Raw genomic sequence first — 13937 nt, 5'->3', positions numbered from 1 at the left:
GGGCCGATGTACACCCCTCCCATGACCGCCGACGCGCTCCCGGCCCGCACTCGCCTGATCCCCGCGCTGGCCCGCGGCTTCATCGGCCGCTGTCCCCATTGCGGACAGGGGCGGATCTTCGGCCGCTTCCTCAAGGTCCGGCCCGACTGCGAGGCCTGCGGCCTGGAGCTGCACCACCACAGGGCCGACGACCTGCCGCCCTACGTGGTCATCTTCATCGTCGCCCACATCGTCGGGTACCTGATCCTGGAGACCGAGAGCGCCTACGAGGTGCCCCTCTGGGTGGAGATGGGCGTCTGGCCGGTCTTCACGCTCCTCTTCGCCCTTGTCCTGCTCCAGCCGGTCAAGGGCGCCGTCGTCGGCCTGCAATACGCCCTTGGCATGCACGGCTTCGCCACGCTACCGCGGAGCCGCCCCGTCCCGGGGCTGGAGGAGACCCGCCTTGCCGCAGCCGGAGCCACAGATCGCGACCGGTCCTGAGGGGAAGCCCGCCGCGGCGCGCCTGCGCCCGCGGGACGCCGCGACCATGATCGTGATCGACCGGCGCGGAAAGGGCGGCCCCAAGGTCCTGATGGGCCGGCGCAACCCGAACCTCGCCTTCATGCCGGGGAAGTTCGTCTTTCCGGGCGGCCGGATCGAACTCGGCGACCGCCACATGCCGGTGGCCGGGGCGCTCCCCGACTACGCGGAGGCGGCCCTGACCCGGCAGGTCTCCCGCCCGCCGCATCATCTCGGCCGCGCACTGGCCCTCGCCGCCATCCGCGAGACCTACGAGGAGACCGGCCTGCTGCTCGGCACGACCGAGCACGGCGCCCCCGAGGGCACCCCGGAGGGTTGGGAGGGCTTTGGCCGCCACGGCGTCCTTCCGGATCTCGAGGCCCTGCACCTCGTGGCCCGGGCAATCACCCCGCCCAAGCGCGTGCGCCGCTTCGACACGCGCTTCTTCGCGGTCGACCACCGGATGGTGGCGGCCGAGGAGCCGGGGCGGATCAGCGTCGACGCCGAGTTCACCGAACTCGCCTGGGTCCGCCTCGATGCCGCGCGCAAGCTCGACCTGCCTTACATAACCCGGGCGATCCTCGATGACCTGGAGGCGCAGATCACCGTCGATTTCGCGCCGCATCGGATGATCCCCTTCCACTACGAACGCTACGGCCGCCGGGAGCGGGTAGCCTTGTGAGCCACCCGGAAAAGCTGGCACGGGAGGCGCGGCGGGGGATCCGATCGGAAGATGTGGCGGCGATCTCGGCGGCCGTGACCTGCGTCACCGTCGTCGGCATAGGGCTGAGCCTCTCGATCCCGCTCCTCTCGATCGAGCTGGAGCGGCGCGGCGCGTCGAGTACGCTGATCGGGCTCAACACGGCGGTGGCCGGCATCGCCAGCATCTGCACGGTGCCGTTCGTGCCGCGGCTCGCGGCGCGGATCGGCGTTGCGCCGCTGCTGGGCCTGGCGCTCCTCGTCGGGGCGGTCAGCCTGGCGCTGTTCCCGCTCCTGCCGGGCATTGCCCTGTGGTTTCCCCTGCGCTTCGTCTTCTCGGCGACCCTCGGCGCGCTGTTCGTCCTGTCCGAATACTGGATCAACGCGGCCGCGCCCCCCGAGCGTCGCGGCCTCGTGATGGGCATCTACGCCACCGTCCTGGCGGCGGGGTTCGCGGTCGGCCCCCTGCTGCTGGCGCTGGTCGGGACCGAGGGGCCGGCGCCCTACGCAACCGGGGCCGTCCTGATGCTGGCCGGCGGCCTGCCGATCCTGCTGGCCCGCGGGCTGTCGCCAACGATCGAGACGGGCTCGGGCCGGAGTATCCTCGGCTACGTGCGGCTCGCTCCAGGCGCCCTGGCGGCGGCCCTCGCCTATGGTGCGGTGGAGACCGGCATCTTCGCAATCCTGCCGCTCTACGGCCTGCGCCTCGGCTACGACGCGCAAGGAGCGGCCGGCCTCGTCAGCCTGATCGCGCTGGGCAACGTGCTGTTCCAGATCCCGTTCGGCTGGCTCGCAGACCGGCTCGACCGCAGCGCCGTGCTGCTCGGCGCCGGACTCGCGGGTGCGGCGGGTTCGGCCCTGATCCCCCTGGCGGCGGGCAGTCCCATCGCGTTCGGCCTCCTGCTCCTGGTGTGGGGCGGGATCGCCGGCACCCTCTACACGGTCGGGCTGGCGATGCTCGGGGACCGCACGCCGGCAAACGATCTCGCTGGCGCCAACGCGGCCTTCGTGGTGCTCTACAATGTCGGGCTGATGCTGGGTCCGCCGGTGATCGGCGGTGGCCTCGACCTCGCGCCGCCGCACGGCTTCGCGCTGGCGCTCCTCGCCCTGTTTCTGGCCTTCGCCGGATGGCTGGCTGCCACGGAGTGGGTGCCCCGCCACTCTTGACCTGCCGAGCCCGATCGGGCATTCACCCGCCCGTATTCGGCCGGGCCTTCCCGGCCATTTGCGTTTCGCTCACGCGGAATGCCGCACCCTGCAGGAGCGCCGCGCCATGGCCAAGGCCGTCACCGTCAAGATCAAGCTCATCTCCACCGCCGACACCGGCTACTTCTACGTCACCAAGAAGAACTCCCGGACGCAGACCGAGAAGCTGTCGATGCGCAAGTACGACCCGGTCGCGCGCAAGCACGTCGAGTTCAAGGAGACGAAGATCAAGTAAGACGCCGGGCCGCATCCCGGCCCGACCGTTCATGTGAAGCCGCTCCGGGGACGGGGCGGCTTCTTTCTTTGGGGCGCCCTCCTGCGGGCGGAGGGCCGCCGAGTGCGGGAATCCCGCCGCGCCCCGCACGGGGAAACGCCCCCGTTGGTCGGCGACGACGGCGGCTTGCGCGGTCAGGCGGGCGCTGGAAGGTCCGGATCGAGCGTCCGCGCCAGGGATCGCGCGATGGCCACGAGGGCGGTCACCATCGGCGTTGACGGCTCACGCCGCGGGGCGACGAGGCCGATCGTGTGCTCCAGGTCCGGGGCGGTGATCGGGATCGTGCGCACGCCCTCCATCGGTCCCAGCGCATCGACCAGGATCTCGGGCATGATCGAGGCCCAGCGCAGGGTGCGCACGTGGGTCAACAGCACGATCATCGAGTTCGACTCGAGGGTCGCGGCGGGATCCGCACCAGATTCCCGGATCTGCTGGTCGATGATCCGCCGGTTCTGCATGTTCGGGGTGAGCAGGCACAGCGGCAGGCTGCCGGTCTCCGCCCAGGTGACGCTCGCCCGGCCGTCGAATGGGCCGCCGATCGCCGTGACGAGACGATAGCGCTCCCGATAGAGCGGCACGGAGACCACCCGCCCGAGCGGCTCGTTGTCCAGGTAGGTCAGGCCGGCATCCGCCTCGAGGTTCTCGATCAGCGAGAAGATGTCGGCCGAGGTGGCTGATTCGACCGTGAGCCGCACGTCCGGATGCCGCTCGCGGTAGGGGGTCGTGAGGTTCACGATCATCGGCAGGGCCGTGGGGATCGCGGCGATGCGCAGGTGCCCGGTCAGGCCCCGGCGCAGGCCGGTGACTTCCTCGTGCATGGCCCGGGCATCGGCCACGATGCGCCGCGCCCATTCCAGGACCCGCTCGCCCTCGGGGGTGAAGCCCTGGAAGCGGGAGCCGCGCAGCACGAGTTGCACGCCGAACCGGTTCTCCAGCTGCTTCACGCCGGCCGAGAGGGTCTGCTGGGTCACCCCGCAGGATTCCGCGGCGTGCCCGAAATGCTGCTCGCGGGCGAGCGCGAGCAGGAAGTCCAGCTTGTCGATCACGACGGAGGCGTCCCGGCACGGCGAGGCGCCGGAACCCTAGCGACCCGCCGTGCCGGCCACAACCGAGGGCTCCCGGCACTCACCGGAACAGGATGAACGCCTTCGACAGGGTGATGCCGATGCCCCAGACGATCGGAATGCCGACCACCGCCCAGGCCAGGGCCGCGCCGAGGCTGAAGCCGCCGCGTCCGATCCCGAACGACCCGGACGGTCCGTCGGCCGTCGCGCCCGTGCGGACGTCGAGGGAGGCGCGCTCGGAATCGGACATGAACCAGCGCTGCGCCAACGGCCGGACCAGCAGGTTGCAGATGAACCCGACCGCCAGGAAGCTCGCGAGCACGTACATGGTCCGGCCGTAGAGGTCCGCCCCCTGCACGCCGGCTGCGACCTGCGCCTCGCGGATCTTGGTGATGACGAAGGGTCCGACGATGCCCGCCATCGACCACGCGGTGAGCAGGCGGCCGTGGATGGCGCCCACGAACTGCGTGCCGAACACGTCGGCGAGGTAGGCCGGAACCGTCGCGAAGCCGCCGCCATACATCGACAGGATCACGCAGAAGATGGCGACGAACAAAGCCTGCGAGCCGATGCCGGCGGCCCAGGGCGCCGCCGCGTACAGGAGGCCGCCCAGCGCGAAGAAGATCGCGTAGGTGCCCTTCCGCCCGATGCGGTCCGACATCGAAGCCCAGAAGAACCGGCCCAGGATGTTGAACAGGGAGAGCAGTCCGACGAAGCCCGCCGCGATGGCCGCGACCTGCGCCTTCTGGCCGGCGTCGAGGGTGGAGAAGCTTGTGCCCGGCAGGCCGATCAGCTCGCCGCCGAAGATCTCCTGGAGCATCGGCGAGGCCAGGGCCAGCACGCCGATGCCGGCCGACACGTTGAGGAACAGGACGAGCCAGATCATCCAGAACTGGGAGGTCTTGTGCGCGTCGCGCAGATGGACGTGCCCCGATGCGATCATGGCGTTCTTGGACGCGGGCGCGGTCCACCCGTCCGGGCGCCAGCCGGCCGGGGGCACCCGGTAGCCGAAGGCACCACCCAGCATGAACAGGATGTAGCCGATGCCCATGACGGCGAGCGTCTGCCAGACGCCGGCCGAGTCCGCGGTCCGGAAGCTCTTGATCAGGCTGTCGGCCAGCGGCGAGCCGATCATGGCACCCCCGCCGAACCCCATGATCGCCATGCCGGTGGCCATGCCGCGGCGGTCGGGGAACCACTTGATCAGCGTCGATACCGGCGAAATGTAGCCAAGGCCCAGCCCGATTCCGCCGATCAGGCCCATGCCGAGCCAGACCAGCCAGAGCTGATGGACGTAGACACCCAGCGCGCCGATCAGGAAGCCGCCACCCCAGCACAGGGCGGCCACGATGCCCGCCTTGCGCGGACCCGCGCGCTCCAGCCAGCCGCCGAACAGTGCGGCCGAGAGCCCGAGCACGACGATGCCGATCGAAAAGACCGTCACGAGGTCGCTGACGCGCCAATCGCAACTTGTGGTGAAAAGGGCCGTCATCACGCCCATGTCGGGGCAGGCGGCGGGCGTCGGCTTGCCCACGGAGAGCGCCCGGGTCAGCGGCAGCCAGAACACCGAGAGGCCATAGGCCATGCCGATGCAGAGATGGATCGCAAGCGCCGCCGGCGGGACCAGCCACCGGTTGAAGCCCGGCTTGGCGACGATCCGCTCACGCGACAGAAAATTTGGTGTCCCATCAGGCGCGATCGCGCCCGCAACGCCAGCACTCATCATCGACTCCTCCACGGCAGCCTCGTTCATGGGCCGCGCGCGGCGGGAGAATGCGCGATCTGTGTGCAGGGCACCAGCGCGCTATACGCTGAGACGGCAATTTTAATCCAATCGGGGTCGACGTGTATGCGTCAACCCCGAAATCAGGCCGCACATCGGCACTGAGTCGCAGTGGATCCGTGCCCGGGCACGACGCGCCGCGATCCCAGCACCCGGGAAGCCGGACGCGACCGATCATGTATCCGCGCGGGGTCCACCGTCTCTCCGTCCACGGCGATGCCCGTTGAGACAGATCAAGGCGTCCGGCGCCCTCCCCGGCACCGTAGTCTGCGTCGCAGGGCCTCAGAGCGAACGCGCCCCGCCCTCATCTGCGGGAGCCGCAATGCCACGCTATTTCATCGATACGGCAAACCACGTCGAAGTCATCGACGCGGAAGGGACCGAACTGCCTGATCTCCATGCCCTGCGGGTTCTGCTTCGCAGAGCCCTGATCGCGATCCTGCAGGACGAAGGCGAGGCGACCGGCGTGAACGAGTATACGGCCCACGCCTATGACAAGACCGGCAAGCTCGTGATGCGGGCGCAGGCGAACTTCTTCATCGTGGATCAGTGAGGCTGCCCTACGCCGCCTAGCGATCCGCTTCGACAGCGCCCCCGAGGCGATCGGCCCGCCCGACGGAGCCCGCCGGACGGGCCGCCCTGCCTTACATCGGAGGGGTCAGGCCGTCCTTGCCCACCGCCACCAGTTTGCCCTCGGCCTTGGCGCCGTCCTTGGCGACCACCGCGAAGACCTTGGAGCCCGGCGCGAGGATCGCCTTGTCGGCGGGTTCGAAGGCGACGATCGGCGCCGAAGCCGGCACCACGATCTCCTTGGACCCGTCCTTGCCGTAGCTCACCGTGAGGGTGCGCTCGCCACCCGCGGCGGCCTTGTCGGCTTTCACGGTGCCGTTCGTCATGGCGCTCTTCACCTTCGGGGCGTTCGACGATTCGACCTTCACGGTGCCGTTGGTCATTGCGCTCTTGACCTTGGCGCCGGCGCCTGCGGTCTGGTCGGTGATCGAATCCCAGCCGTAATGGCCCTCGCCGGTCCCGCGCATCGACTCGGGGAAGAGGACCACCTCCAGGGCGGTCATGGGGTTCTCGCCCTTGGTGGCGGTGCCGATGAAGACGCCGTCCTTGATCGCATCGAGGCTCGACGGGACCACCCAGGCGAACTTGGCGCCGCCGACATCCACGGTCTCGGTCTTGCCGTCGTCGGTCTTGATCGTGAGCGTGGTGCCGTCGGCCTTGTCGATGGTGCCGCGGACGCGCTCGACCTGGGCGGCGTAGGCGGCGCTCGACAGAAGGGCCGTCAGGCCAGCGGCGACGAGGGTCTTGCTGAGGTGCTTCATCGAGGTCCCATCCTGGCTTCGAGAGCCGGGTTATGGGGCTTGCCGCGCGCAAAACAAGGTTGTGCGCAAGCGAAACACAGGCCGTGAGTAACAAATAAGGCGGCGCCCGGTGGGCGCCGCCTCGTAGAACCCGATGGCGGCCCGAAGGCCGCCCCAGGGGATCAGGCCGCCAGCGAGCGCAGCACGTACGGAAGGATGCCGCCGTTGCGGAAGTATTCCAGCTCGTCGAGGGTATCGATCCGGCAGGTCAGCGGGACCTGCTTCACCGTGCCGTCGGCGGACTTGATCTCCGCGGTCAGCGTCTGGCGGGGCTTCAGCTCGCCGGCGAGACCCTTGATGGTGACGGTTTCGTCACCCTTCAGGCCCAGCGACTGCCAGCTCGTGTCGCCCTGGAAGACCAGCGGCACCACGCCCATGCCGACGAGGTTCGAGCGGTGGATGCGCTCGAAGCTCTCGGCCACCACGGCGCGGACGCCGAGCAGCTTCGTGCCCTTGGCCGCCCAGTCGCGCGACGAGCCGGTGCCGTATTCCTTGCCGGCGAAGATCACCAGCGGGGTGCCCTGCGCGGCGTATTTCTGCGCCGCGTCGTAGATGAACATCTTCTCGCCGGACGGCTGGAAGTGGGTCCACCCGCCCTCGACCACGCCGCCGGAGGCGTCCTTCACCATCTGGTTCTTGATGCGGATGTTGGCGAAGGTGCCCCGCATCATCACCTCGTGGTTGCCGCGCCGCGTGCCGTACTGGTTGAAGTCCTGCACGCGCACTTGGTGCGACTGCAGGTACTCGCCGGCCGGCGAGGCCGCGCGGATGTTGCCCGCCGGCGAGATGTGGTCGGTGGTGATCGAGTCGAGGAATAGGCCGAGGATGCGGGCGTCCGCGATGTCCTCCACCGGCTTCGGGGTCTTCTCCATGCCGACGAAGTAGGGCGGGTTCTGCACGTAGGTGGAGCCCGGGTTCCACGCGAAGGTCTCGGCCTCGGTGACCTCGACATCCTTCCAGTTCTGGTCGCCGCCGAACACGTCGGCGTAGCGCGACTTGAACAGCGCCGAGGTGATGTTCTCCTCGATGAACTGCTGCACCTCGGCCGAGGACGGCCAGATGTCCTTCAGGTAGACCGGCTTGCCATCGGAGCCCAGGCCGAGCGGCTCGGTCGTGATGTCGATCTGCATCGAGCCGGCCAGCGCGTAGGCGACCACCAGCGGCGGCGAGGCGAGGTAGTTCGCCCGCACGTCGGGGTTCACGCGCCCCTCGAAGTTGCGGTTACCCGAGAGGACCGCCGCGGCGACGATGTCGTTGTCGTTGATCGCCTTGGAAATCGCCTCCGGCAACGGGCCGGAATTGCCGATGCAGGTGGTGCAGCCGAAGCCCACGAGGTTGAAGCCGAGCGCGTCGAGGGGGTCCTGCAGGCCGGACTTCTCCAGGTACTCGCCAACCACCTGCGAACCGGGGGCCAGCGAGGTCTTCACCCACGGCTTGGAGCGCAGGCCCTTGGCGACGGCGTTGCGGGCGAGCAGGCCCGCGCCGATCATCACCGAGGGGTTCGACGTGTTGGTGCAGCTCGTGATCGCGGCGATCACCACGTCGCCGTGCCCGAGGTCGAAGTTCGTGCCCTCGACCGGGTAGCGGCGCGCGATGTCGGCGGCCTTCTTGAACTCGGTCTCCATCGAGGCGGCGAAGCCGGGCTTCGCACCGTCGAGGAGCACGCGGTCCTGCGGGCGCTTCGGCCCGGCGAGCGACGGCCGGACCTCGCCCATGTCGAGTTCCAGCGTGTCGGTGAAGACCGGGTCGGGCGTGCTGGCGTCGCGCCACATGCCCTGCGCCTTCGCGTAGGCCTCGACCAGGGCGATCCGGTCGTCGGAGCGGCCGGTGACCTTCAGGAAGTCGATGGTCTTCTGGTCGACGGGGAAGAAGCCGCAGGTCGCGCCGTACTCGGGGGCCATGTTGGAGATCGTGGCCCGGTCGGCCACCGCCATGTCGTCGAGGCCGGGGCCGTAGAACTCCACGAACTTGCCGACCACGCCCTTCTTGCGCAGCATCTGGGTGACGGTGAGCACGAGGTCGGTGGCGGTGGTGCCCTCGGGCAGCTTGCCAGCCAGCCTGAAGCCCACGACCTCGGGGATCAGCATCGAGAGCGGCTGGCCGAGCATGGCGGCCTCGGCCTCGATGCCGCCGACGCCCCAGCCGAGCACGGCCATGCCGTTGACCATGGTGGTGTGCGAATCGGTGCCGACAAGCGAATCGGGATAGGCCACCTCGGACCCGTCCTCTGCCTTCGTCCAGACGGTCTGCGACAGGTATTCCAGGTTCACCTGGTGGCAGATGCCGGTGCCGGGCGGCACGACGGAGAAGTTGTCGAAGGCCGACTGGCCCCACTTCAGGAAGGTGTAGCGCTCGCCGTTTCGCGAGTATTCCAGGGCGACGTTGTCGGCGAGCGCCTTCGGCGTGCCAAACTCGTCGACGATCACCGAGTGGTCGATGACGAGATCCACCGGCACAAGCGGGTTGATCTTCTGCGGGTCGCCACCGAGCGCCACCATGGCGTCGCGCATGGCGGCGAGGTCGACCACCGCCGGCACGCCGGTGAAGTCCTGCATCAGCACGCGGGCGGGGCGGAACGCGATCTCGACCTCGGCCTTGCCCTTCTGGTCGAGCCAGGCGACGGCGGCCGCGATATCGGCCTTCTTGACCGAGCGGTCATCCTCGTAGCGCAGCAGGTTCTCCAAGATCACTTTCATGGAGAAGGGCAGCGCGGCTGCCGAGGCGAGGCCGTTCTTCTCGGCCTGGGGGATCGAATAGTACGTGTAGGTCTTGCCGCCGGCTTCGAGCGTCTGGCGGGCCTTGAAGCTGTCGAGTGAGGGCACGGCTGGTTCTATCCTCGCTGCGGGTTGTCGAACACGCGCAGGCAAAACCTGCGCTACGAAGTCTGTGTTCGGCCTGTGTAGCGCCCGACGGGCGCGCGCCGCCCCGGGAGCGCCCGGGTAGGAGACGATGCGCGGGGGCGATTTGGACGCCCGTGAAGCCGCGCGGCGCAGCCAGGGAGGGATATAGAACTTTTCGAATCTGGCCGCTACCGGGTCGCGATGACAGGTGCGTTTTCCTGTCGAGCCCGGGCGTGCGGCCGCGCGGCGTGGCGCGCCGGCCGTCGTCGCGCATGGGACGGGCCAGTCCAACGTCACGGTGTATCGGCGGTCCGGGATGCCGAAGGCGAGCCCGGAGCGACGGGATGGCTGTCGGTCACGGGCCTCGGCGCGGCTGAGCACCGGAGCCCCGCGCTCGCGTCACCCCTGCCCGGGGGCACCCGCGCCGGACAGCGCCTTGGACCGATTCGGCTGGGCCGCGAGCCTGCGAAGGGAAGCGACATTCGTGGCCGCCTCCCCGGGGCTCATGTCGCGGCGCAGGACGGTCTCGGCATCGGCGAAGCGGCCCTTGAGGCCCAGGACCATGGCGAGGTTCGCCCGCACCCGCGCATCGGCGCCGGGTTGGTCGGCGGCGAGCCGCAGGGTCTGCTCGGCGAGATCGAGATTGCGCGACAGCGCGTAGGACAGGCCGAGATTGGACAGGAGCGAGGGCTCATTAGGCCGGATCTTGAGCGCGGCCTCGTAGAAGCCCTGTGCCCGGGTCTGCTCGCCGAGCTGAGCGGAGGCCGAGCCCTGGGCCGACAGGATGCGCCAGTCGGGGTTCGCGGGCGTGTGCGCGTTGGCGAGCACGTCGATCGCCTCGCGGAAGCGGCCAGCCTCGACCAGCGACTTGCCGTAGGCGCCGAGCAGGGCCTTGTCGCGCGGGTTGCGCAGGGCGGCCTGCTGCAGGACCGCTGCGGCTTGGTTGATCTGATCGGTCGACCGCAGGGCGCGGGCATAGGCGATCGCCGTGCGGCCGTCGGTGGGCTCGGCGTTGAACCGCTCCGCCAGCCGGTCGATGTCCTGCCGCGCGGGGGCCGCGGAGGGGGCCGTGGAGGGGGCTCCGAGGGGACCGATCGAGCCGGTGGTCTCGGGAGAGCGGGTGTTGCAGCCGGCGAGCCCCAGCGCGACCACGGCAGCCACCAGTGCGGTGCGGCGTCCGGCGGTGGCCTGAGATCGTGTGACCCGGATCAGGGCCGTCATCATGATACGCTCCGCCGACATCGGGGCCGGGTGCGATGGCGCGCTTCACGCTTCCGGCCGGCCGGTGATAGAGCGTTAACCCTAACCACCGGTTAAGCTGCTGGTCCCGACGGCACGCGAGAGGCACATGACCCAGGCCGAGATCCCGGCGACGATCCACGCGCTCCGACCCGCCGACACGCAGGCCGTGCCGGTGACCCTGGTCACGACGGCGGCCTGGGCGGAAACCGAGGCCGGCCTGGAACCCGCCGGGCGCAGCTTCGCCCAGGCCGTCGGCTTCAAGCCGAAGGCGGGCACCCTCGCGCTGCTGCCGGCCCGGGACGGCGGCCTCGGGCGGGTGCTGTTCGGACTCGGGGATCCGGAGGCCGCATCCTACGACCGGTTGATCGTCGGAAAGCTGCCGGGTCTGCTGCCGGAGGGCACCTACCGCCTCGAGAACGCGCCCGAGCCCGCCGAGGCCGCACTCGCTTGGCTGATGGGGAGCTACCGCTTCAGCCGCTACCGGTCCGGCAGCGGCACGAAGGCCCGGCTCGCAGCTCCGACCGGCATCGACGCCGCCGACGTAGAGCGGATCGCCGCCGCGGTGGCGATGGGCCGCGACCTCGTCAACACGCCGGCCAACGACCTCGGCCCCGCCGAGATCGAGGCGGCCGCCCGAAGCCTCGCCGATCGCCACGGCGCGACCGTCACCGTGACGGAGGGCGACGCGCTGGCGAAGGACTTTCCGCTGATCCACGCCGTCGGCGCCGCCTCGCCCCGGGCGCCGCGGCTGATCGACCTGACCTGGGGCTCGAAGGACGCGCCGCGCGTGACGCTCATCGGCAAGGGCGTCGCCTTCGACACCGGCGGGCTCGACATCAAGCCGTCGGCCGCGATGCTGCTGATGAAGAAGGACATGGGCGGCGCCGCCGCAGCCCTCGCCGCCGCCGACATGGTCATGGGCGCCGGGCTCCGGTTGCGCCTGCGCCTGCTGATCCCCGCGGTGGAGAACGCGGTCTCGGGCAACGCCTTCCGCCCCGGCGACGTGCTGAAGAGCCGGGCCGGGCTCAGCGTCGAGATCGGCAACACCGACGCGGAGGGGCGCCTGATCCTGGCCGACGCGCTCACCCTCGCGGACGCGGACGCCCCCGACCTGATCCTCGACTTCTCGACGCTCACGGGCGCGGCCCGGGTGGCCCTCGGGCCGGACCTGCCGGCCTTCTTCACGGAAGACGACGCGCTGGCCGAGGCGGTGGCGCGGGCGGGGCGGGCAGCGATCGATCCGGTCTGGCGGATGCCGCTCCACGCGCCCTACGCGAGCCTGCTCGACTCCAAGGTGGCCGACCTCAACAACGTCTCGAGCGGCCCGTTCGCGGGGGCGATCACCGCGGCGCTGTTCCTGCGCCGGTTCGCCCCGAAGACGAAGGCCCACGGCCATTTCGACCTCTTTGGCTGGAACCCCTCCACCAAGCCCGGCCGGCCGGAGGGCGGCGAGGTCCAGACAGCTCGGCTGACCTACGCGCTGCTCAAGGCGCGCTACGGCGGCTGATCGCCTCTCGTCTTTGCGAGCGCAGCGAAGCAATCCAGTCAGCGCCACGCTGATAGAGGCTGCGCTTCCCTGGGTCGCTTCGCTGCGCTCGCGATGACGATGCGGCTCAAGCAAGACCCGCCTGCCGCTACAGGATGCCGGCCCCGTCGCATAGCGCCAGGCTCCGGAGCGTCCCGAGCCCGAAACGAAAGTCCTCGCGGTTGCGGATCACGCCCGCCCCACCGCGGTGGTGATCGCCGCCAGCCCCCGAGCCGGCGGCGCGCTCAGGCGGTCAGCGGCAGGCCCGTCTCGATCAGGCGCGCCCACAGGGAGGCCCCGTACGGCGCGGCGTCGTCGTTGAAGTCGTAATGCGGGTGGTGGAGCGAGGCGCTGTCGCCGTTGCCGATGAACATGTAGGCGCCGGGGCGGCGGCCGAGCATGTAGGAGAAGTCCTCGGCCGTCATCATCGGCGCGACGGCCCGGTCGACATTCTCCTCTCCTACCAGCGCCTCGGCGACGCCGGCCATGAAGTCGGCCTCGGCGGGATGGTTCTCGGTGACCGGATAGCTCGACCCGTACTCGACCAGGCCGCGCGCGCCGAAGCCGCCGGCGATCTCGGCGACCAGGGTCTCGATCCGCGCCTTGATCCGGCTCCGCACCGCCTGGGACAGCGTGCGCATCGTGCCGCGCATGGTCACGGTCTGCGGCAGGACGTTGAACGCCTCGCCGGCCTCCAGCGCGCAGACCGAGACCACCGCCGATTGCAGCGGATCGAGGTTGCGCGCCACGATGCTCTGCAGGGCGATGATCACGTGGCTTCCCACCAGCACGCTGTCGATGGCGTTCTGCGGCAGGGCCGCGTGGCCGCCCCGGCCCTCGATCGTGATCGTGAATCGGTCGGTGGACGCCATGATCGGACCCGGGCGGATCGCGAACGTGCCGACCGCCATGCCGGGGATGTTGTGCATCCCGTAGACCGACTCGACCCCGAACCGCTCCATCAGGCCGTCCTCGACCATCGCCTCGCCGCCGCCGCCGCCCTCCTCGGCGGGCTGGAAGATCAGCACGGCCGCCCCGTCGAAGTCGCGGGTCTCGGCGAGGTACCGGGCGGCCCCGAGCAGCATCGTCGTGTGCCCGTCATGGCCGCAGGCGTGCATCTTGCCCGGCACGGTGGACCGGTAGGGCAGGTCCCGCACCTCCTGGATCGGCAGCGCGTCCATGTCGGCGCGCAGGCCGATGGCGCGGTTGGAGGCGCGCCCCCGCCCCCGGATCACGCCGACGACCCCCGTGCGGCCGATGCCGGTCACCACCGCGTCGCAGCCGAAGGACCGGAGCTTGTCCGCGACGAACCCCGCGGTGCGCTCGACGTCGTAGAGCAGCTCGGGATGGGCGTGCAGGTCGTGCCGCCACGTTGTCATCGTGTCGGCGAATGCGCGGATCCGTTCGAGGACGGGCATCGGGTCGGGGCTTTCGTG

At 70.1% G+C, this 13937-nt stretch carries 12 protein-coding genes; 6 read left to right on the top strand and 6 right to left on the bottom strand.

What is annotated here, in order from left to right; all coding sequences use genetic code 11:
* The first annotated feature begins 21 nt into the window (after positions 1–21).
* The 4 genes from AC1DXK_RS03860 (at position 22) to rpmG (ending at position 2638) form a co-directional block, all read left to right on the top strand.
* Positions 22–480 (top strand): DUF983 domain-containing protein, encoded by a 459-nt coding sequence (locus AC1DXK_RS03860; RefSeq protein WP_457104234.1) that lies wholly within the window; start codon positions 22–24, stop codon positions 478–480.
* Positions 443–1180 carry an NUDIX hydrolase gene (locus AC1DXK_RS03855; RefSeq protein ID WP_457104091.1) on the top strand — a complete coding sequence of 246 codons (738 nt, stop codon included), beginning with the start codon at positions 443–445 and terminating at the stop codon, positions 1178–1180. Before AC1DXK_RS03860 ends, AC1DXK_RS03855 begins: the two co-directional genes overlap by 38 nt.
* Positions 1177–2364, top strand: coding sequence for an MFS transporter (locus AC1DXK_RS03850; RefSeq protein WP_457104092.1), 1188 nt, complete (start codon positions 1177–1179; stop codon positions 2362–2364). Before AC1DXK_RS03855 ends, AC1DXK_RS03850 begins: the two co-directional genes overlap by 4 nt.
* Before the next feature lie 106 nt (positions 2365–2470).
* The gene (rpmG, locus tag AC1DXK_RS03845; RefSeq protein WP_091717349.1) at positions 2471–2638 is read left to right on the top strand and encodes a 50S ribosomal protein L33; all 168 of its coding nucleotides are present in this window, start codon (positions 2471–2473) and stop codon (positions 2636–2638) included.
* 173 nt (positions 2639–2811) lie between these two features.
* Here the strand turns inward: rpmG and AC1DXK_RS03840 are convergent, their stop codons facing one another.
* Positions 2812–3723, bottom strand: coding sequence for a LysR family transcriptional regulator (locus AC1DXK_RS03840; protein WP_457104093.1), 912 nt, complete (start codon positions 3721–3723; stop codon positions 2812–2814).
* 79 nt (positions 3724–3802) lie between these two features.
* Complete coding sequence (locus tag AC1DXK_RS03835) at positions 3803–5464, bottom strand: OFA family MFS transporter (protein ID WP_457104235.1); 1662 nt, start codon at positions 5462–5464, stop codon at positions 3803–3805.
* 382 nt (positions 5465–5846) lie between these two features.
* Here AC1DXK_RS03835 and AC1DXK_RS03830 point away from each other — a divergent pair, with 382 nt between their 5' ends.
* Positions 5847–6077: a DUF6894 family protein gene (locus tag AC1DXK_RS03830; RefSeq protein WP_457104094.1), complete on the top strand. Its 231-nt coding sequence runs from the start codon at positions 5847–5849 to the stop codon at positions 6075–6077.
* Between the two features lie 91 nt (positions 6078–6168).
* On the opposite strand, the gene AC1DXK_RS03825 is transcribed toward AC1DXK_RS03830, so the two are convergent.
* From AC1DXK_RS03825 to AC1DXK_RS03815, 3 genes are all read right to left on the bottom strand, one after another.
* The gene (locus AC1DXK_RS03825) at positions 6169–6855 is read right to left on the bottom strand and encodes a metal ABC transporter permease (RefSeq protein ID WP_457104095.1); all 687 of its coding nucleotides are present in this window, start codon (positions 6853–6855) and stop codon (positions 6169–6171) included.
* A gap of 161 nt (positions 6856–7016) precedes the next feature.
* The gene (gene acnA, locus AC1DXK_RS03820) at positions 7017–9716 is read right to left on the bottom strand and encodes an aconitate hydratase AcnA (RefSeq protein ID WP_457104096.1); all 2700 of its coding nucleotides are present in this window, start codon (positions 9714–9716) and stop codon (positions 7017–7019) included.
* A gap of 417 nt (positions 9717–10133) precedes the next feature.
* On the bottom strand, positions 10134–10955 hold the full coding sequence (locus tag AC1DXK_RS03815) for a tetratricopeptide repeat protein (RefSeq protein ID WP_457104236.1): 822 nt from the start codon (positions 10953–10955) through the stop codon (positions 10134–10136).
* A gap of 127 nt (positions 10956–11082) precedes the next feature.
* Here AC1DXK_RS03815 and AC1DXK_RS03810 point away from each other — a divergent pair, with 127 nt between their 5' ends.
* Entirely contained in the window at positions 11083–12483 is a 1401-nt protein-coding gene (locus AC1DXK_RS03810; protein ID WP_457104097.1) for a leucyl aminopeptidase family protein, read from the top strand.
* A 263-nt stretch (positions 12484–12746) separates the two neighbouring features.
* On the opposite strand, the gene AC1DXK_RS03805 is transcribed toward AC1DXK_RS03810, so the two are convergent.
* Positions 12747–13919 carry a M20 aminoacylase family protein gene (locus tag AC1DXK_RS03805; RefSeq protein ID WP_457104098.1) on the bottom strand — a complete coding sequence of 391 codons (1173 nt, stop codon included), beginning with the start codon at positions 13917–13919 and terminating at the stop codon, positions 12747–12749.
* Positions 13920–13937 lie beyond the last annotated feature (18 nt).

The sequence above is a fragment of the Methylobacterium sp. P3_A11 genome (genome assembly GCF_056403155.1).
Note: the sequence above shows the minus strand (reverse complement) of the source record. Positions and strands in the feature narration are given on the sequence as shown.

Bases quoted from the DNA above. Each gene is read 5' to 3' on its own strand.
- rpmG (WP_091717349.1), top strand. From the start codon at position 2,471: ATGGCCAAGGCCGTCACCGTCAAGATCAAGCTCATCTCCACCGCCGAC.
- AC1DXK_RS03830 (WP_457104094.1), top strand. From the start codon at position 5,847: ATGCCACGCTATTTCATCGATACGGCAAACCACGTCGAAGTCATCGAC.
- AC1DXK_RS03815 (WP_457104236.1), bottom strand. From the start codon at position 10,955: ATGACGGCCCTGATCCGGGTCACACGATCTCAGGCCACCGCCGGACGC.
- AC1DXK_RS03860 (WP_457104234.1), top strand. From the start codon at position 22: ATGACCGCCGACGCGCTCCCGGCCCGCACTCGCCTGATCCCCGCGCTG.
- AC1DXK_RS03810 (WP_457104097.1), top strand. From the start codon at position 11,083: ATGACCCAGGCCGAGATCCCGGCGACGATCCACGCGCTCCGACCCGCC.
- AC1DXK_RS03805 (WP_457104098.1), bottom strand. From the start codon at position 13,919: ATGCCCGTCCTCGAACGGATCCGCGCATTCGCCGACACGATGACAACG.
- AC1DXK_RS03835 (WP_457104235.1), bottom strand. From the start codon at position 5,464: ATGAGTGCTGGCGTTGCGGGCGCGATCGCGCCTGATGGGACACCAAAT.
- AC1DXK_RS03825 (WP_457104095.1), bottom strand. From the start codon at position 6,855: ATGAAGCACCTCAGCAAGACCCTCGTCGCCGCTGGCCTGACGGCCCTT.